This window comes from Paenibacillus sp. RC84, from assembly GCF_041260495.1.
Taxonomy (GTDB): domain Bacteria; phylum Bacillota; class Bacilli; order Paenibacillales; family NBRC-103111; genus Paenibacillus_F.
Window position 1 is genome coordinate 310,173 of the sequence record NZ_JBGBYL010000002.1, and the last position, 20,222, is coordinate 330,394.

Below are 20,222 nucleotides of genomic sequence, written 5' to 3' on the forward strand. Positions count from 1 at the left end.
AGGAGGTTGGTACGATGGCTAAGCAAATGCCAGAAATGGAAGAGTACAAATACGGCTTTCGGGACGAGCACAAGTCTATTTTCCAATCGGGAAAAGGCCTGAACGCCGAAATCGTCACCGAAATTTCCAGAATGAAAGGCGAGCCCGAGTGGATGCTTGAGTTCCGTCTGAAATCGCTGGAACAGTTCTTCAGCATGCCGATGCCGCGTTGGGGCGGTAACCTGGATGATCTCGATTTCAATGACATCCAGTACTATGTCAAGCCGTCCGAGAAACAGGGCAAGACGTGGGAAGAGGTTCCGACCGAGATTAAGGAAACGTTCGACAAGCTCGGTATTCCGGAAGCGGAACAGAAGTTCCTTGCCGGCGTATCCGCTCAGTACGAGTCCGAAGTCGTTTACCACAGCATGCAGAAAGAACTTGAAGATCAAGGCGTGATCTTCATGGACACCGACAGCGCGCTGCGTGAATACCCGGAATTGTTCCGTGAATATTTCGGAACCGTCATTCCTCCGACCGACAACAAGTTCGCCGCGCTGAACAGCGCCGTATGGTCCGGCGGCAGCTTCATTTACGTACCGAAAGGCGTAAAATGCGAAGTTCCGCTTCAAGCGTATTTCCGTATCAACTCGGAAAATATGGGTCAGTTCGAGCGTACCCTGATCATCACGGACGAAGACAGCTTCGTTCACTATGTAGAAGGTTGTACCGCTCCGGTATACAGCACGAACTCGCTTCACAGCGCGGTCGTTGAAATCGTATGCCGCAAAAACTCCCGTGCCCGTTACACCACGATCCAGAACTGGGCGCCGAACATCTACAACCTCGTTACCAAGCGTGCCGTCGCTGAAGAAGGCGCGAACATGGAATGGGTGGATGGTAACATCGGCTCCAAGCTGACGATGAAATACCCGGCTGTCGTGCTTAAAGGCCGCGGCGCCAAAGGCTCCGTTCTGTCCATTGCCGTTGCAGGCAAAGGCCAGCATCAGGATGCCGGTGCGAAAATGATCCACCTTGCTCCGGACACCACTTCGACGATCATTTCGAAGTCGATCTCCAAGCACGGCGGTAAAGTAACGTACCGCGGACTCGCTTCCTTCGGCCGTAATTCCGCAGGCGCGAAATCCAACATCAAGTGCGACACGCTGATTATGGATAAACAATCCACGTCCGACACGATTCCGTACAACGAAATCATGAACGACAACATCACGCTGGAGCACGAAGCGACCGTTTCGAAAGTATCCGAAGATCAGCTCTTCTACCTGATGAGCCGCGGTCTGTCGGAAGGCGAAGCGACGCAAATGATCGTAATGGGCTTTATCGAGCCGTTCACGAAAGAACTTCCGATGGAGTATGCGGTTGAAATGAACCGACTCATCAAGTTCGAGATGGAAGGTTCCATCGGTTAATTTTGATTTTGGATGTTTCTATATTTATAACAATAAAAGTGCCTATGATGACTTGTACACGTCGTGTTCGAGTCTCAGGGGCACTTTTTTTATTTTAAAAACAGGAAAATTCATTTACAAAAATGTATAAATATGGTTAAATTAAAAGGTGCATATTGAAAGATTGTTTGATGTTGTAATAGTTGGCCAACATTACAATCAATAATTAATTAATAGAAAAGTAGGTGCATTCCATGCAAAGTAAGAAAATACTACATGTATTGGCTGTAGCATCTGTTTTAACATTGGCATCTTCATCAATACCGGCATATGCAACTGACGCTAACTCTCTTGATGAGCCTGTAAAATTTGAAAAGACTATTGAAACGCCTGTTAATACAACTGCAAAATTAACTTTTATAGATCCATCGCTCAAGAACCAACACTCTACTAGAGGAGATGTTCATGAGGAGTATAAATATTCTTATTATGTTGTTCAAAATTGGAGCATTGTTCAGTATGATGCAAAACCTGTTGATAATCAAAAACAATACTTAAGTATTGCAAAAGGTGGAGCAAAAACGACAACAGTTGAAAGGAGTAACTCTACAACTGTAAGTATTACAGGTGAAGCAGATTTTAATAAAATAAAAGTAATCAATTTAAGTATTACTGGAAATTACACGGGCACCTGGTCTTATAAAGAGACTGTCACTGAGTCTTTTGCAGGTCCTGATCCGGGATATAATTCAAGAAATTACTATACTGGGACCGGATATGACAAATCCGCATGGACGCTTAAAAAGTATGATGTTTACAATGTTTACAATGGAAACATAAATACAGGTACTCAGGAATATTATGTAGGGAACACCACAGTAAATTCCGTATACAAACCCAAAATTGTGTTGTACTCAAGAGATTCAAACTATTGATATAACCTAAAGCATGAATAAAGATAAATCAAAGTCGGCTTTTCGCCGACTTTGATTTGTTTTACAATAGCTATGGAGGTTAAACTTATGAAACAATACTTCATGCTTCTCATTCTAGTTGTATTAGTTTTAACAGGTTGTAGTACAGACAAACAGACCTACAATCTTGAAAAAATTCAGCTAATCACCGAGGGAAGCCAAACAATTCAAGCAGATGGAAATAAACTAGTTATGTTAGAATACCAGTTGACAATTAGCGGTCCCTCTCCGATAGACACTGAAAGTGCAGAAATTAGTTATGGATATTCGGCGCATTCAAAAGAGTTAGTCCCAATTAATAAAGGTACCCTTTCACTAAAATCTCTGTGTAGAAGATTTGCAGGCGGTGATGGTTGCAAGCAAGAGAACACCACATTGGCTGTAAGGTATCCCATAACCTTTATTCCGGAATCTCCATACAAAGAAGATGATTTGGAGTACTTAAAACTACATTTGGATGAAATTAAATTTAAGCTAACGATAGGTGGAACCGAGTATGATTTAACAGATAAGAAAGGGCAATAACTAACAATTTAATAATAAGAGCTAGAGCGATTTCTAAGCGGTTGAAATGGGTGGTCTCATTACTTATCTGCGATGACTTCTACGCTTGCGTGTCCGAGTTACCGGACACGTTTTTTTCTGCAATTTATAGGAAAAGGCGCACTCTCCTCGGAATAGGATGACGTTGCAATCTTAAATCCATCGGGGGGGTTCCCGACTCCAGAGGCTTATCCGTCAATTTTACTCCTGCGGATGACGCCACAGACTAGCCTGTCATTCCTCATTAAAAGGTCACGACAAAAAGCCCGGACCGCCGGTTAAGGCAGCCGCAGGCCGACTCTTATCGTGGGATCAACCGCAAGCGGGACCAGGGCGCTGGCAAGCCAAACCCCTGCGATCAGAAACGAGAAAAGGGAGAGGACAAGCCCTGCGGACCGCCGGTGAGAGCGCCTGGCGATAAGGCCCGAACCGAAGGCGGTAATCCCGAGGATAATGCCGAGGGGAAGCGTAACAACCAGCAGGTTAAAAAGGACTGCCAAAATGCCGCAGAGCACCGCCAGGACAGCCGAAGTCTTTCTCGGTTTTACGGGAGGCGGGGTGTAACCGGAAGAAAATGCCGAGGGAAGCTCGGGTTCTCGCAAGGGTTCGCTCTCTTCCTTGTTTACGAACGTGCCTTCCCGTAGCGGATCAGGCTGGCGATTTATCGTTACAAATGGCTGTTCTTTGTGTTTGTCGTCGGACAAGATGCATGCGCCTCCTTGAGGAAGGGTTGGGTTGCCGGATTTACCACCGGCGGATCTGGCATATCCGGTATAAGAGGATCGCCGAATCGGCGGATCGGTGGACCGTGTGTGTGCCGATAGGGTCATTGTAGCACAAAACAGCCGCACAATCCCAAAGGGAGCGGCGGCTGTTGCATTTTGCAGCATTAGAAATGAAGCGCTTACTAGACCGTGATGAATTGAATCTCCAGATCGGTCCGCTGTGTAAGGTCGATGAACGTATCTCCGGCATCGTCAATCTGAATAAGGGGGCGGAAATAATCATTTGGAAAAGTCATGACGATGGTGCCGGACTGACCGTTGGATAAGGTGGCTTTCTTACCGATAAAATTCGGGACCATGTTGGCGATAAAAACATGAACCGCTTGAGGATCAAGCTCACCGAAGCTCATTTTGTGAAGCTCCTTCAGGACGTAAAGCAGATCCCGCTTGGACTGGTACGAACGGTTATTGATCATGGCGCTGTATACGTCGGCTACGGCAACGATTTTGGCGGCGGGGTGAATCGCTTCGGCGGTTTTGCCCAGCGGATACCCGGAGCCGTTGAGCCGTTCGTGATGCTGCAAGGCGACGAGCGCCGACAGTTCATCCGCAATTGAATTACGTATAATTTCGTAACCGTAAACGGTATGCTTTCTCATCTCGGCATACTCTTCTTCCGTAAGCTTACCCGGTTTATGCAGCACGTCGAAGCTGATCCGGCATTTTCCGATATCGTGAAGATAGCCGGCTTTGCCGATTTCCTTGGCTTCCTCTTCGGATTTGCCCAGCCAGATCGAAATAAAGTAGGAGATGAGGCCGACCTGTACGCTGTGCTGGTATGTATAATCATCGCGGCTGTCCAGGCAGAGCAGCAGATTCACGACGTCTTTTTCTTCCCGCACACTAGAGATGAGGGGACCATAGTACTGCTCGACAACCGGGTCGGAAAGCTTGCCTGTCCGGACCGCGCTTTCGAATAAGTCTTTGATGCCGCCGATAGCGGAGTGGAACGATTCCTCCTGCCGCAAAAGCTCCGAGGAAGCAGCAGCGGTTTGCGAATGAGCTTGGCTGCCGGGCAGAGGACGGTCTTCGATGTCCACATATTCAATCTGATGCTTGTTCAGTTTCAAAATATCGAACTCGTCCACTTTCGTATCGGCCGATAAAATGTTCAATCCGATAGAATTGAACGTATCGCGGGCTAGACGGTCACCCACCTGCAGATCTGTTATATGAATTCTCATTGAATTCATTCACCTTTTCCTGTTCCCATTTTTTCTCAATCACTTTCATATTAGCAGGAGGATAAACAGAGTTGCAATGAAACATTTTCCATCTTTCGGAATTTAGGTGTCGGATTTGATCAATTATTTATAAAGAAAATGAAAGCCGTAACAAGCCGCTAAAAGATGGGCAAAATAGGAAAATAAAGGGGAGGGATTTATATTGTAAACGGAAGGGAGGGGGGACATGTTTTGTAACGAATAGCGTGCGAGTACGAGTGCCGGGATGTTTTTTCTTATGAAGTAAGCCAGCATGGACGGATCTTATAAAAAAAGGACCTTATCCGTAGATAAGGTCCGAAGCGTGGCGCGCAGATTACATGCCGATGTACCGGCTGTACAACGTTTTGGCGGCAGTGGGGTCGGTGACGCCTTGTACAAGCACGCGTCCGTCAGGAAACAGGACAAGCGTAATCTCATCCGAAGGACGGAAGCGAAGCAAAAATTTGTTGCGGCTTACGTGACCGAGCGGGGCGAGACGCTGTTCCCACTGCTCCAGAGAAAATTCCGCTGCTTGGACGGGATGAATTTGGACGGAATCTCTTCCGCACAGCGTCTGGATCGTTTCCCCTTCGATATCCGCGTTGAGATATTCGAATGTGTGACGGGCACAGGCGGGACAGTCCGCTTTGCGGGCTCCCGCAACATCCACGGAGGTGTAGTGGTTGTACCACAGATCCCACTGCTGCATGCGGCGGTTTAGATGCCGCATATCCCCGATCAGAATTTTCATCGCTTCGGTTGCCTGATAGGAAGCGACCATATGAATGATCGGACCGATGACGCCGGCGGTGTCGCATGTATCGGCGGTGCCGTGTGCCGGCGCGGAGCCGAACAGGCAGCGCAGACACGGCGTTTCGCCGGGCAGAATGGCAAGCGAGACGCCGCGCGAAGCGACGGCGCCGCCGTACAGCCACGGAATGCCGTGCTTGACGCTGACATCGTTGATCAGAAACCGGACGGAAAAGTTATCCGTACCGTCCAGAATCAGATCCACGCCGGTCAGCAGCTCTTCGGCATTCAAGGGGTTCAAGTCGGCGACATGGGCTTCGATGCCGACGAGGGAGTTCACCAGCCGCAGCTTCGCGGCGGCGGCTGATGCTTTGGGCTGCGCCTGGCGGGCGTCTTCTTCGTCATAGAGCATCTGCCTCTGCAGATTGCTCTCCTCGACGAAGTCGCGGTCGATCAGGCGCACGAAGCCGACACCGGCGCGAACCATGTGGTTCGCGAGGACGGTGCCGAGCGCGCCGAGGCCGACGATGGCGACCCGCGCGCGGCCGAGCGCCCGCTGGCCGTTCTCGCCGACGGGCTTGAAGAGCACGTGCCGGGAATAGCGGGCCGGCACTTCGGCTTCGCCGGCGGCTCCGGTCCGCGCTGTTTGCCCGCCGGCTTGCGCCGCTTCAAGCTGCGCCGCCGGCTGAGCGGCTGCATCCTCACCGGCTCGGGAGGACGGAGAGAAGGCCGCGGACGGCAAGTCGCCCGCTGGCTGATTGGGGTGGAGACTGCTCATAGGTTTGCTCCTTCCGTGCTTGTTTTGTAGAGTAATCTGCTGGGCATTCTGGTAATTAACCGTAACCTTAGGTTCATTGAAGAAGTTGCGCGCACGCCTTTATCCGATGTGCGAACGTGAACGTTAGATTCAGAAGGAATTAAATCGGTATAAGTCCGTTCAGGTCCGGTACGTCCTTTTAGGCTTTTCAGTCTTTCCTTCCCCCGCTTCTGCAAGGAAAATTTACTTTCCGGCTTTGCTGACGCTGCCGTTCCCGCCCTCCGGAAGATCGAGCGGATTCCACTCGCGCCCGCCGGACGGGGATACGTAGCCTTTCCATTCGGCGCCGTCTTCGCCGATTTCTTTTTTCCAGATGGGCAGGATTTGCTTTACCCGCTCAATGGCGTAGCGGCTTGCCTCGTAACAGTCCGCCCGGTGCGGCGTGGAGACGGCGATGACAAGACTGCTTTCGCCGATTCCGACGGGACCCAGCCGGTGCGTCATCGCGCAGCGGCTTCCGGGCCAGCGGGCTTCCATCTCGGCGCCGATGGTTTCCATGACGGAGACGGCCATCGGCTCGTAGGCTTCATATTCGAGCAGGACGGTGCGCACTCCGTGAGTATGTTCGCGGGTCGTGCCGATAAACGCGAGTGTCGCTCCGCAGTCGGGATGGGTAACCTTATGTAGGAGCTCGGCGGGCTCAATGGGATCTCGCGTGAGTATGTAACGGGCGGCTACGGATGTTTCGTCTGCCGCTTGCGGCTCTTCGCCGCCTCCTCCCGACACGGGAGGAATGAGCGCCAGCTCGTCGGTCTCGGTTACAGGCTCATCCGGAGCGGCATAAGCGTGATTTTTGGCCAGGAAGCAGTGGGTGAGAAGAGAACGGGCACCGGGAAATTGCCCGCCTATTTCGTCCAAGAGATCCTGAACGGTTACGGATTTTTCACCGGGGTCCCGGGTCAGTGTTATATCAATGGAAGGGCGGCCAAGCTCATCGGCCAAGCCCGCAAAAAGTCGAATATGAAACGTCATGAGGGCTTCTCTCCTGAAAGTTGCGTTTTCAACTAGCATATCATATCCTAAAACGAAAATGATATAATGAGGCTGTCCGGGCAACCGGGCTTCTTACATAATGAAGCAAAGTATGGCATACGTAATAGAGACAGGCTTTACAGCGGAGGTGAAATCATGCCCGAAAAGCAGCAGAAGCATCAGACGTTAGTGATTCTTCATACGAATGACCTGCACAGTCATTTCGAACAAATGCCCAAAATTGCAACCTGCTTCAAAGAGCTTAGACGCCGCCATGAAGGGGATGAGATCCTGACGCTGGATATCGGCGATCATCTGGACCGGATGAGGCTCGAAACCGAAGGGACGGGCGGCGCCGCCAATATCGAAATCATGAATGCAACGGGATACGAGGCGATGGTCCCGGGCAATAACGAAGGATTGACATACGCTCCGGATGCGCTTCGGAGTCTTTTTGAAACGAAAGCGGAATTTCCCGTTATCGGAAGCAACATCCTTGATGCGGACACGGGGATGGTTCCCGCCTGGATGGTTCCGTATCATATCGTGCGCAAAGGAGACATCACCGTAGGTTTAATCGGCCTGACGGCGGCTTTTACGGACTATTACGAGCTGCTGGGCTGGGATGTCCGGGAGCCTGTTAAGGCGGCTGCCTACTGGGTGGAGAAGCTGCGGCCGCAGGTCGACATTGTGATCGTCCTGTCCCACCTCGGACTCCGTTACGATGAACGGATGGCGGCGGAAGTCGAAGGCATCGACGTCATCCTCGGCGCGCACACTCACCATCTGCTGGAAAAGCCGCTGCACATCCGGGACACGCTGGTCTGCGCCGCAGGCAAATACGGGCAGTATGCGGGAGAGGTGGAGATCGCCTACAACGTGCGGGAGCGGCGCATCGAGCGGCTTGCGGGCCGCGTTCACGCCGTCTCCGGCTGGGAGGACGACGCGGAGATCGCGGAAATTCTCGCCCGCAATGCGGAGCTGGGCCGGCGCGCCCTCGATATTCCGGTAACGAATCTCGCGGAGCCGCTGGAGCTTGACTGGTACAGCGAGTCTCCGCTCGGCAACCTGCTCGCGTCGGGCCTGCGCCGCTGGATGAACGCGGAGATCGGGCTCGTCAACGCCGGTCAACTGCTGCGCGGGCTTGCGAGAGGGCCCGTCACGATCGGGCGCCTCTTGGCCATCTGTCCCGGCCCGATCAATCCCTGCCGGGTCAAGCTGACAGGCGGCCGTCTATTGCAGGCGCTGGAGGAATCCCTTCTGCCGGAATTTCAGAGCAAGCCGATCCGGGGCTTCGGCTTCCGCGGGGAAGTGCTCGGCATCCTGTGCCTGGACGGTTTGACCGTCCGTTACGATCCGGAAGGGAAGCCTTCGGACAAAATCCGCGGGGTGCTCGTTAACGGAGAGGCACTGGAGCAAGACCGGACGTATACCGTCGGTATGATCGACATGTTTACGTTCGGAGTGGGATACTTATCCCTGCGCGAAGCAACGGATGTGGAGTACCTGCTTCCCGAGCTGCTGAGGGATATTCTGGGTGAGGAGCTTCAGCATCCCGAGCGGTTTCAAGAGGCTTTCGAGTCACGCTGGCAGCCTGAAGGCATTTGACCGATGCCGGGAGGTTAACTTGTCTTGACCCTTTGATCCGGGTAAAATGTATAATTGCGGGGATCTGTCCATGCCCGGCACAGGTCCCCAGCTGTTATTATTAGGAGAGAGACCATGTACAGTTTGTGGATTGCCGTGATTATCGGGATTGTCGAAGGGTTAACCGAGTTTCTGCCGGTTTCTTCAACCGGACACATGATTCTGACGCAGTCTCTGCTGGGAATCAGCGATGATGAACCGCTCATGAAGACGTTCACGATCGTGATCCAGCTCGGCGCCATTCTTGCCGTCGTGATCGTGTATTGGAAACGGATCCTGCGTATTCTCGGAATCAACCGGGAGCCGGTAGCGGTTAAAGCAGGAGCATCCCGGTTAAATGTCCTTCACATTCTGCTGGGGATCGTCCCGGCGATGGGAATCGCTTTTCTGTTCGACGATTTGATTGAAACGTATTTGTTTTCCCCGAAAACCGTTGTCGTGTCCCTGATCCTGGGCGGTATTCTGATGATCATCGCCGAGAAGAAGATGGACCGGACAAGAGGACCGGTCGTTGAGGACATGGACGGTATTTCGTACCGTCAGGCGTTTACCATCGGACTCTACCAGTGTCTATCCGTCCTGATTCCGGGATTTTCGCGCTCCGGTGCGACGATGGCGGGCGGTATGCTCCACGGTGTAACCCGTAAAGCGGGTGCCGATTTTACGTTCATTATGGCGGTTCCGATCATGTTTGCCGCCAGCGGATATTCCCTGCTTAAAAGCTACAAAAGCTTCACGTCGGACGATATCCTTTTTTTCGCAGTGGGCTTTATCGTTTCCTTTATTGTCGCGCTGCTGGCCATTGTGACGTTTATCCGTTTCGTACAGCGCATGAAACTGACTTATTTCTCTTATTACCGCTTTGCACTGGCCGCTATTTTCATCGTTTATCTGTGGGTAGTTTAGTTTTTTCCGGGTTTTAGCCTATAAGTTTGGGACAGCCGGAGAGATAGTTTTTACAAAAATGGATGGAACATGTAAAAAAACCTCCAGGAACCGCGTCGAAAAAACGCGGTTTTTGTATTGCTCTTTCCAAAAATATCTTATACAGTAAGGGTATAAAGAGAGGAATACACAGATCGCGGGGTTTGGAGAATATGCGGCTTTTACCCATCAGCCATTGCCAACCGGGCATGAGACTGGGCAGACATATTTACAACGAGCAGGGAGCGGTACTGCTTGCGGAAAATGTCGAATTAACACAATCGCTGCTGGAGCGGTTGAAAACATACGGAATCGATTATTTGTATATCCAGGATGCGCTGACCGATGATATCGTTCCGAACGACCTGGTCTCGGAGGAGACCAAGCTCAGGCTGTTCACGGAAATCCGGTCCACCTTCCGCAAGCTGATGAACGAACCGGGACGGAGAACACTAGCGAATTACCAGCATTTCGGCAAATCGTTCAGGCAGCAGATGGACCACGTGATCGATGATTTATCCCGTCATAAAGACGCCATGATTATGCTGGGCGATATACAGATTAAAGACCACTACTTATATCAGCATTCGCTTAACGTCTGTTTATACACCACCATGCTCGGCATGAGCCATGGATACGAAAGGGATGAATTAATGACGCTGGGCCTAGGGGCTCTTCTTCACGATATCGGCAAAACGCAAATCGCGGAGGAGATCCTGTCGAAGCCCTCCAAGCTGTCCGAACCGGAATGGTCCGAGATGGAGAAGCATACGGTGTACGGGTTTCAAATGCTCAAGGACGAGGCGAACATCCCTCTGCTCTCCGCACACTGCGCGTTTCAGCATCATGAACGGATCAACGGCAGCGGGTACCCGAGAGGCATTAAAGACGAAGAGATTCATCCCTATGCGAAATGGATCGCGATGGTGGACTCCTACGATGCGATGACGACACAGAGGGTTTACCGCAAGGCTATGCTTCCCCACGAGGCGTTGGAAGTTATTATGGGCGGAGCGGGCACCCTGTACGATACGGACATGCTGAACCTGTTCCGGGATAAAGTGGCCATTTACCCGCTCGGCGTCACCGTTGCGCTCAATACCGGCGAAATCGCCGTCGTGGTCGACCTCAATGCTTCCGCTCCCCAACGGCCCGTTGTCCGTGTGATCAAGAACGAAGCGCGTGAAATGATCGCCTCCCCATACGAGATCGATTTGTCCAAAAAATTGACGATCATGATTACGGAAGTTCATCCCCTGTAAGTCATGCCGTTAAGCGGTTCAATCCGGCCGTCCGGCTCTCAAAAGAATAGATACGTTAAAAGCCGAGAGCTGACGGAGGGATCCGTTCGGCTTTTTTTGTTTTTCGTCCGCGAAGGCTGATATAAAATGGAAATCCCGGAAGAATACTAAAAGAAGCGATTACGGAAATTCCGCTTATACGGCAGAATTCCGGTTGCCGCAAGAGGTCCGGGAGGAATCGGAATGAACGGGATGAAGCCAAGCGCGAAGTCGGAGTTATTCATGAAGTGGGGATACGCCATGTACCGGTACCGCAAGCGGGTGCTGACGGTCTGGATCGTATTCTTTGCCGGGGCCGCAATTTTGGCGGGTCAAGTATCGGGGCTTTTGAAAGACGACGGGTTTACGCCGAAAGGCAGCGAATCCGACAGGGGGTATCACCTGCTGCAGGAGAAGCTGGGCGTTCCGCCTTCCTCGCTGCAGCTCGTATATGACGGGGACGGCAAAGATTTGACGACGGAAAAAGCCAAAGCCTCCATTGCAAAATCGCTGGAGCCTTTGAAATCCTTGCCCTATGTAGGTACGTGGGCGTTTGTCGAAAGCCCGAGAAAAGAATCGGCCCGGGCCGCCGAGATCCAGGCGGTGAACGTAGCGCTCAAGCTGGGGGTGGAGAAAGTACTGGAGAAATACGGCGAGATCCAGGCTCGTCTGACTCCGCCTCCGGGGATGAAAGTGTACACGGGCGGAGCGCCGGCTCTGCTGGCCGATATGCAGAAAGCGAGCAAGAACGATATCGCCAAAGCGGAAATGATCGGCCTCCCGATTGCGCTGATCGTGCTCCTGATCATTTTCGGCACGTTAACGGCAGCCCTGCTGCCCCTTATCGTCGGTGTGGCCAGCTTGACTGCGGCACTGGGGATTACCTACTTTATTGCGCGGCAAGTCGCGTTGTCCAACTTCCTGCCGAACATGGTGACGATGCTCGGGCTCGCGGTTGGAATCGACTACGCGTTGTTTATGGTCAGCCGGTTCCGGGAAGAGCTGAGAGCAGGCAGGGAGATTCCGGATGCCGTTGCGATGACCTGCAGGATGGCGGGACGGAGCATCTTCTTCTCCGGAATCGCCGTATTGATCGGGCTGTGCGGCATGCTGTTCGTGGATCTTTCGTTCTTCCGCTCCCTCTGTCTGGGAGGCATTCTCGTGGTGACGATCTCGGTTCTGGCTGCCAACACCCTCCTGCCGGCGCTGCTGGCTATGTTGGGCAGACACGTGAATTCCTTGCGGGTCCTGCCGATGGCATGGTCGGAGAGAGGGACGACACGGCGCTTCTGGGAGCGGATCGCCTACTTCGTCATGCGCCATCCGGTCGTTCTGGCCCTCGTGCTGACGGCGGCGTTGACGGCCATGATGCTGCCCATACGCGGCATGCAGCTGAGCACGCCGAGCGGAGACGTTCTGCCGCCGCAGTATGGCGCACGGCAAGCCGGCGACCTGGCCGGGCAGGCATTCGACGAGCGGGAGCTGAACCCGCTGCAGGTCCTTGCCACGGCCCCGGGGGGCAGGTGGGACGCCGCATCCGTCGGCCGTCTGAGGGCCTACATCGCCTCGGTGAAGGCAACCGGGGGAGTGAAAGGCGTCCGCAGCGTGCTGGACGGCTTCCCGGGCCTCAGCGACGAGCAGGCGGCTTCGGTGCTGAGCGAGCCTTCCCTGTCTTCTCCGGATGCGGGGAAGACAGGGGCCGTCCGGGACAGCGTGCTGATCCGCGTCGTCCCGGAAAGCGACCCCGACGACCGGGCGACCGACGCACTGGTGCGGAGCCTCCGCGGACTGGACCGGCAGCGGCTGGACGTCCATATGACGGGCGGTCCCGCGTACCGGCTGGATATGCTGGACCGGATTCAAGACAAGCTGCCGGTGGTAATTATGTTTGTCTTGGGAGTGACTTTTATCGTCCTCCTGCTGGCGTTCCGCTCTCTGCTTCTCCCGCTTAAAGCGGTCCTGATGAACGTATTAAGCCTAGGGGCGAGTATCGGAGCCGTGGTGCTCGTTTTTCAGCACGGTTTCCTGGCCGATCTGATGAGGGTAACCTCGACCGGTTACGTTAGCGCTACGGTGCCCATCGTTATTTTCTGCGTCGTCTTCGGCATTTCGATGGACTATGAGGTGTTTCTCATTTCGCGGATAGCGGAAGAGTATGACCGGACCGGGGACAACGAGCGCAGTACGGCCGAAGGGCTGATGAAAACCGGCTCGCTTATCACGAGCGCTGCTTTCATTCTTATCGTCGTGGTCGGCACGTTTATTTTTACCGATATCGAGATTATGAAGGCGCTCGGCCTGGGCCTTGCGCTCGCTGTCCTCATTGATGCGACTGTCGTCCGCGTCCTGCTCGTTCCGGCCTTGATGAAGCTGTTCGGCAGGCTGAACTGGTGGGCTCCGGGCTGGCTGCGTCCCCACGGACCGCGGGAAGAAAGCGATCCGTTACTGTAACGGAGATTATTTCATTTTTCATTGGCATCGGGTACAATAGAGGGCATACGTTTGCGCAAGGCGGCGTATATTCCAGGGGGATCGGGAAATCACCCCAATTTAGGTACCGGATGTGAAGAAGAAATGAATGAACGAACAGCTGTCCCGGCTTTAATGAAACTTTCGCCCTCCTACGACCCGTGGGATCCGATACGTTCGCTCCAGCAGTACGGCCGTCACACGTTAACCAGTGTGGAATTCACGGTCTCGAATTTGTGCAACATGCGCTGCGAGCATTGTGCGGTGGGCGATACGCTTGTCATGAAAGAAGGGCCGAAGCTTGCCCTGGATCATGCGCTCCGCAGGCTGGAAGAAATCCAGCACTTGGAAACGATCAGCATTACGGGCGGAGAGCCCATGTTCTCCGAGAAAACCGTAAAGGAATATATTGTCCCTCTGCTGCGGTACGCACGCGAGAGAGGAGTCCGTTCGCAAATCAACTCCAATCTTACTATGGAGCTGGAAAGGTACGAGTGGATTGCCCCTTATCTGGATGTGATGCACATTTCCTTTAACTACACGAGCGTGGAAGATTTTCACGAAGTAGGTTTTGTCCGTTCGGGACGGCCTGTCGGAATGCAAGCCGCTTCCAAAATGTACGACCGCATGCTGGATAATTCCGTGGCGCTCAGTAAGGGCGGGATGTTTATTTCGGCGGAATCCATGCTGAACACCCGAACGAGCGAGAAAATAGTTCCTATACATAAAATCATTGAAGAAATCGGATGTCAGAGGCATGAGGTTCATCCCATGTATCCGAGTTCTTTTGCATCCAACTTGCCGATCCTCACCCTGGATCAGCTGAGGGATACGATTCACCGCCTGCTCGACGGGCGCAATCCGGAGATGTGGATGCTGCTCGGAACACTTCCTTTCTACGCGTGCAACAGCGCGGAGGAAGACCGGAAGCTGCTGAGCAGGCTGCGCAGCGAACCGAACCTGACGGTCCGCAACGATCCGGACGGGCGCAACCGTCTCAACGTCAACATGTTTACAGGCGACGTTTATGTAACCGATTTTGCCGACGTCCCGGCTTTGGGCAATCTGCACGAGGATAAGCTGGAGACCGTTTTTGATCGGTGGCTGAACCATCCGCTGAGCCGCACGGTCGATTGCCATTGTCCGGCCGTTTCCTGCTGCGGTCCCAACCTGCTGGTGGCGAATTCTTATTACTCCGGTGAGGATTTCACACGGCGTCAGGCCATTCTGACGTAATTTAGCAGCAAAGGAGACTGAGAACCATTGGGGAGTTTTGAATGGGATAAAATTTTTCTGAACATGGCACTGGTCTTATTACTGGTACTGCTCAACGGGTTCTTCGTCGCCGCCGAGTTCGCACTCGTGAAAGTGCGTCAATCGAAACTGCAGCAGCTCGTGAATGAAGGGAACAAGAAAGCGAAATTCGCTTTTGCCGTCACCAAGAAACTGGACGCTTACTTGTCCGCCACCCAGCTCGGGATTACGCTTGCGTCTCTCGGACTCGGCTGGGTTGGGGAAAGCGCGATTGCGGAACTCATTATCGAACCGCTTTTCCATGCGCTCAACTGGCATTCGACTTTCCTGTCGGGGACGATCTCGCTGGTTTTGTCTTTCTCTATTGTGACGTTTCTTCACATCGTGCTGGGGGAACTTGCGCCCAAATCGCTGGCGATCCAGAAACCCGATGCGGTTTCTTTGTGGACTTCGGCCCCGCTGATGTATTTCTATAAAATTTTTCTTCCCGCCATTTGGGTTCTCAACGGAGCGGCGCGGCTGCTTCTTAAAATGTTCGGCGTCCAGCCGGCCAATGAACACGATGCCGCGCATACGGAGGAAGAAATCCGCATATTGATGAATCAGAGCGCCAGAAGCGGACACATCGACCGCGACGAAATGCTTCTGTTCGATAATATTTTCGAATTCTCCGACCGTATTGCCCGCGAGGTGATGCTGCCCCGTACGGATATGGACTGTCTGTTCATCGACCAGCCTTACGACGAAATTTTGCAGCATATCTACGAGACGAAGCATACGCGCTACCCGGTGGCCTTGGGGGACAAGGACCAGATTATCGGCTTTGTCCACATTACCGATCTGCTGACCGCGGACGCAACGGTTCAGGTCGAGCTGCAGCAGTTCGTGCGGCCGATTCTCAGCGTACCGGAATCCATGGAAATCAGCCAGGTGCTCAAGCTTATGCAAAAAAAACATTCCCAGCTCGCCATCGTAGTGGACGAGTACGGCGGAACGGCGGGGATGCTGGCGCTCGAAGACATCATGGAGGAAATCGTCGGCGAGCTTCATGACGAATTCGATGAGGATGAGAGACCGAGCATCGAAGTTAAAGGAAACGTCACTTCTGTCGAAGGACGCACACTGATTGAAGATTTAAACGTGCTGCTTCATCTCGAAATTGAGGATGAGGAAGTCGACACGATCGGCGGCTGGGTGTTCAAGACACTTGAAGGCTCCCCGATCAAAGGGAAAAAAGTGGTCTTTGGCGGACACACGTTTGAAGTCGCCGAGGTGGACCGGCTTCGTATTACCCGTGTCAATATCACGAAGAACGAAAGCGAAACGCCCAAAGATCCTGCAGCCGGACTGGAGGAATAAAGGGGGAATTCTTTCACGTGTCGTGGAAAACCCTGCTTATACTGGCTTTCGGGCTTCTGCTGCTGTACGGTCTCTTCACAGTGGGAATGCCGTTCCTGTTGGCGATCGTGACCGCGATGCTGCTGGAGCCCGTGGTGACAGTGGGAATGCGGCTGCTTAAACTGCGCAGGTTTGCAGCCGTTTCTCTTGTCAGCACACTGTTTACGCTGCTTACCCTGGGCCTTTTTTCCATGATCGGCGTCAAAGTCGTAACGGAATTTATGAACTTCTGGGGCAAAATCCCCGTTTATCTGGAGGAAACCGGCATTTATGTGGAGGATGCGGCCGCAAGGGCGAGAATGATGTACGAGTCCCTTTTCCCGGGCGATAACTCCCAAATGCAAGTCTGGCTGCAAAACGGACTGGCTTCCGCCGCCCAAGCACTGGAGCGTTTTATCCTGCTTTTGTCCGACTCGTTTCTGGGAGCGGCCGCGGCCATCCCGAATCTTCTTATTTTGTTCATCGTCTACTTGTTCTCCCTCTATCTCTTCTCCTACTCGCTGCCCGTATTGAAGCAATCCTTCCTGAATATGTTCGATGACCGTTCCCGTGAAAAAGTTGAAAAACTGATCCTTTCCCTCCGTCAGGCTTTGTTCGGATTTATGTATGCCCAAGTCATGATGTCGATGCTCACTTATGTGCTTACCTTGATCGGCCTTTTGTTTATCCGGACGGACTATCCGCTTGCGATTGCCCTGCTTGTCATGTTCATGGAATTCGTGCCGGTGATCGGAACGGGACTCGTCTTTCTGCCGTGGGCGATTTACAGGCTGCTGCTTGGCGATCCGGGTATGGCTATGCAGATCATGCTGCTGTTTATCGTCATCACGCTGGCCCGCCGCGTTATCGAGCCCAAAATTTTAAGCAACTCGGTCGGAATTAGCGCGCTTGCGGCCATGGTTTCCTTATACATCGGGTTCGAGTTGATGGGTGTGGCCGGCATGTTCCTGGGCCCGCTGATTGTCATTCTCTTTCAAACGATGCGGCAGGTCGGACTGCTGCAATTCAAGATTAACCTGGATTAGAAGGTCTGTTTGGTGTACAAAAGCCTGTCGTCCCGAGCTTGCGCTCCGGACGACAGGCTTTTTTGGATGACGGCCCGTAGAGATCAAGCTGCCGTCCAATAAAAATGTACACTACGAACCATCCGAAGTATCCTTGGCGAAGCTTTAACGGAGTACGGCTTCCGCCCTCGTTCAGTTCGCCGCCTGATCGCGGTCCGCCGTGACGTCGAACTCACGGACCATGACCCACTCCGTCTGGGCCGCGCTGCTTTTCAGCCGGACAAAGTGAGCGCGGAAGGGCGCGGCGGGAGTGAAATCAATTTCCCGCTGCTCCGTAAATTCCGCGAGCTTCGTCCAGCTGAGGCCGTTCAGCGAAGCTTCCAGAGAAGCGCTGCGGATGAGGTCGCCTGCCTGCGGAGCTGCCGGATCGGGATGGCCCAGGCTGATGCGGACCCGGCGTACCTGTGCCGGCTGCCCCAGGTTTACGCCCACGTAATCTCCGGATTGCGGGGCTCTGCCGCTCCAGAAATACGTATCCGCCCTGCCGTCGGTCATGTTTGCGAGCACGTTGCTTTCCCAGGCGGGAAGTGTGCTGATCGGGTCGGTGAACCCGCGGTTCTCACGCCACCGGACATACATCTCGTAGGCTGACGTGACCCGCTGTAGGAACGGCTCCATAACTCCGTCGGCCGAAACCTTTTTGTTGGGGACCGGGTAGATTCCGTTTTCGACTGAAATGGTTACACTCCCGTCACGGATGTCCACTTTAGCGCCTACTATCGTCATGCTTTTCAACCATTCTCTGTCTTGGCCCGAGTGAAGGCTGAGTACGTAGCCGTCGGCGGGAATGACCGAGTTATTGCCGCCTTCCCGGATGATGCGCCCGTTCACGACCGTCACCTCGTAGCCCCACTCGTTCGTCCCGGTCCTTGCCCCATATACCGATGTATACCGGATAAGCTCGGATTCACCCCGCTCACGATTTTCGCCGTCGATACGGCGTGAGCCTGTTCTCGGATCCGTTACCTCGATGTCGACGGTATCCTGCGTGAGAACGGCGGCGTAGGCGGAGTACCGGGCATCGGCCTCTTCATCACTGCCCAGCATCATCGCCAGAAGCAGGGAAACGGCGGATTCACCGGCTTTTCCGTAAAAGTCGATTTTTTTCAGCCAGTCCGCCGTTTCCCTTACGAAATCGGGATTGTGCATTTGACTCAAACGTGAGGCTGCCCTGCGCATAGAGCCGAAGTAGGCGATCAAACGAGCGGCAGCTTTCTCCGGTGTGCCTTTCTCGAAATCTTCCCAGAAAGCCGCAAGAAGAGCTGTGAGCTTCGGAGATTCACCGGCGTGGACGGCGGAGGATAAATGATTTTCCGCCAAAATGCGCAGTTCCTTATACAGAGGCCCGCCGAATTCCTTCAGAGATCTTTCCCAGGATTCCCAGAGTTTATAGGCACCGGGCTTCCAGGCATACTCGGCTGAAGTGAACAAAGCAAGCAAAGAGGCCTGCAAATGCTCCATCGGATTGGACAAATAGCCGAATTGGCCGTGCTTGTGCAGCTCGGCGTCTCTGCCCTCCAAGGGCCCGAGAAACAGCTTCTCCCGCACATAATCCGTCACCGGGTAGTTATCCCACAAGAGCATATCGTGATTGAACACCTTGTGAATCCGCTCGGCCTCCCCGGAAGTGATAACCGCCGGAGCGATGCCGATCCCCGTCCAGCAGATGAGGATGCCCGGATCTACCAATTCGGCAAAGCGTTTCCGGTAAGGGCTGGAGCCGTCCTGATAATATTCGGTCGGCGCCGTAATGAGCCTGGAGGCGCCGGGATGCGCTTGCACGAACTCGCGGTTGAACCGGTTTAGCAGATAAGCCTGCGCAGCCGCAGCGGGGCTCTCGTCCCCGCCGAACTTCTGTACATCGTCCGCACAGTTGGGATTCTGGAAAATATCATCCATAAGCAGAGAGAAATGGCGGACTCCGAGCGTCCACATCTGGCTCGCTTTGGCAGCCAGCTTCTGAAATTCCTCGTTCGACGAGAAACAGATATCGAGCCCGGGCGAGAGCGCGTAAACGAAGCGGACACCGGCTTTTTCGGCCGCATCCACATACCTGCGGATATGGCGGAGCTCTTCCTCCGGGTACGGCTCCCGCCAGCGTCCGCGCAGGTACGGATCATCTTTCGGAGCGTATAGGTACGTGTTCATTTTATGATCGCCGAGGAAAGCGATCAGATTGACCCGGTCGTCCGGAGACCACGGACCGCCGTAGAACCCTTCCACAACGCCCCTTACGGGGAACGCGGGGAAGTCCCGGATCGTGACAGCCGGCACAGCGGCCATCATCGGGCCTTTGCGGATGAGCTGCTTAAGCGTGCGGACCGCATAAAGGGTGCCGGTATGATCCGCGCCCGCCAGCACGATCATGCTGCCGCCGCGTTTGCTGCGCCGCGCCGCAAGGGTGTAGCCCTCTTCGGGAATTCCGAGGGGGTCGCCGCTGCGCCGGCTCCGGAATTCCCGCTGTACGGCGGGATCGGCCGGCAGCTTGCCGATATAGACGGCCAGAGGCATTTTGGCGGCGGAATGCCAGTCCTTGCACGGAACGACGCGCTTGACGCCGGACCCGATAAGCAGACTCCGCAGCTCCAGCAGAGCTTCGGGGGACGTATCCGCGCCTGCCAGGATTCCGGCGGTTGCATACAAAGGGACGGTGTACCCGCTGTATTCCACCTGCTGTGGGGGCGGGGTCAGAAAGGGAGCTTTCAGATGATGTGTCATGCCATCTCACTCCTTTTTTTAAAGGGGAAAA

General features: G+C 53.7%; 15 protein-coding genes. 10 read left to right on the top strand and 5 right to left on the bottom strand.

The features are described 5' to 3' along the window. Window positions 1-14: 14 nt before the first annotated feature. The 3 genes from sufB to ABH899_RS05120 all read left to right on the top strand — a co-directional run bounded on the left by sufB (window position 15) and on the right by ABH899_RS05120 (window position 2,890). On the top strand, window positions 15-1,412 hold the full coding sequence (gene sufB / locus ABH899_RS05110; protein WP_009671499.1) for a Fe-S cluster assembly protein SufB: 1,398 nt from the start codon (window positions 15-17) through the stop codon (window positions 1,410-1,412). A 233-nt stretch (window positions 1,413-1,645) separates the two neighbouring features. Next, window positions 1,646-2,326: a hypothetical protein gene (locus ABH899_RS05115; protein WP_009671495.1), complete on the top strand. Its 681-nt coding sequence runs from the start codon at window positions 1,646-1,648 to the stop codon at window positions 2,324-2,326. An 87-nt stretch (window positions 2,327-2,413) separates the two neighbouring features. Then, the gene (locus ABH899_RS05120) at window positions 2,414-2,890 is read left to right on the top strand and encodes a hypothetical protein (protein ID WP_016423910.1); all 477 of its coding nucleotides are present in this window, start codon (window positions 2,414-2,416) and stop codon (window positions 2,888-2,890) included. A gap of 296 nt (window positions 2,891-3,186) precedes the next feature. On the opposite strand, the gene ABH899_RS05125 is transcribed toward ABH899_RS05120, so the two are convergent. The 4 genes from ABH899_RS05125 to ABH899_RS05140 all read right to left on the bottom strand — a co-directional run bounded on the left by ABH899_RS05125 (window position 3,187) and on the right by ABH899_RS05140 (window position 7,437). Beyond that, complete coding sequence (locus ABH899_RS05125; protein WP_369994546.1) at window positions 3,187-3,612, bottom strand: DUF308 domain-containing protein; 426 nt, start codon at window positions 3,610-3,612, stop codon at window positions 3,187-3,189. Between the two features lie 203 nt (window positions 3,613-3,815). After that, window positions 3,816-4,877, bottom strand: coding sequence for an HD-GYP domain-containing protein (locus tag ABH899_RS05130; protein WP_218229229.1), 1,062 nt, complete (start codon window positions 4,875-4,877; stop codon window positions 3,816-3,818). Window positions 4,878-5,232: 355 nt separating this feature from the next. After that, entirely contained in the window at window positions 5,233-6,426 is a 1,194-nt protein-coding gene (locus tag ABH899_RS05135) for a ThiF family adenylyltransferase (protein WP_369994549.1), read from the bottom strand. A gap of 222 nt (window positions 6,427-6,648) precedes the next feature. Then, window positions 6,649-7,437 (bottom strand): molybdenum cofactor biosynthesis protein MoaE, encoded by a 789-nt coding sequence (locus ABH899_RS05140; RefSeq protein WP_369994550.1) that lies wholly within the window; start codon window positions 7,435-7,437, stop codon window positions 6,649-6,651. Between the two features lie 156 nt (window positions 7,438-7,593). Here ABH899_RS05140 and ABH899_RS05145 point away from each other — a divergent pair, with 156 nt between their 5' ends. The 7 genes from ABH899_RS05145 to ytvI all read left to right on the top strand — a co-directional run bounded on the left by ABH899_RS05145 (window position 7,594) and on the right by ytvI (window position 17,434). Continuing rightward, on the top strand, window positions 7,594-9,045 hold the full coding sequence (locus ABH899_RS05145) for a bifunctional metallophosphatase/5'-nucleotidase (protein WP_369994552.1): 1,452 nt from the start codon (window positions 7,594-7,596) through the stop codon (window positions 9,043-9,045). Between the two features lie 114 nt (window positions 9,046-9,159). Then, window positions 9,160-9,990, top strand: a complete 831-nt coding sequence (locus tag ABH899_RS05150) for an undecaprenyl-diphosphate phosphatase (protein ID WP_009674574.1) — start codon at window positions 9,160-9,162, stop codon at window positions 9,988-9,990. 191 nt (window positions 9,991-10,181) lie between these two features. After that, window positions 10,182-11,270: an HD-GYP domain-containing protein gene (locus ABH899_RS05155; RefSeq protein WP_369994555.1), complete on the top strand. Its 1,089-nt coding sequence runs from the start codon at window positions 10,182-10,184 to the stop codon at window positions 11,268-11,270. 222 nt (window positions 11,271-11,492) lie between these two features. Then, window positions 11,493-13,739: an MMPL family transporter gene (locus ABH899_RS05160; RefSeq protein WP_369994556.1), complete on the top strand. Its 2,247-nt coding sequence runs from the start codon at window positions 11,493-11,495 to the stop codon at window positions 13,737-13,739. A 123-nt stretch (window positions 13,740-13,862) separates the two neighbouring features. Then, window positions 13,863-14,993 (top strand): radical SAM/CxCxxxxC motif protein YfkAB, encoded by a 1,131-nt coding sequence (gene yfkAB, locus ABH899_RS05165; protein ID WP_369994557.1) that lies wholly within the window; start codon window positions 13,863-13,865, stop codon window positions 14,991-14,993. A gap of 63 nt (window positions 14,994-15,056) precedes the next feature. Further along, window positions 15,057-16,370: a hemolysin family protein gene (locus ABH899_RS05170; protein WP_369995133.1), complete on the top strand. Its 1,314-nt coding sequence runs from the start codon at window positions 15,057-15,059 to the stop codon at window positions 16,368-16,370. 17 nt (window positions 16,371-16,387) lie between these two features. Continuing rightward, window positions 16,388-17,434, top strand: coding sequence for a sporulation integral membrane protein YtvI (gene ytvI, locus ABH899_RS05175; protein WP_369994560.1), 1,047 nt, complete (start codon window positions 16,388-16,390; stop codon window positions 17,432-17,434). A 171-nt stretch (window positions 17,435-17,605) separates the two neighbouring features. Here ytvI and ABH899_RS05180 read toward each other — a convergent pair whose 3' ends face one another. Continuing rightward, window positions 17,606-20,191, bottom strand: coding sequence for a glycoside hydrolase family 84 protein (locus ABH899_RS05180; RefSeq protein WP_369994562.1), 2,586 nt, complete (start codon window positions 20,189-20,191; stop codon window positions 17,606-17,608). Between the last annotated feature and the right edge of the window lie 31 nt (window positions 20,192-20,222).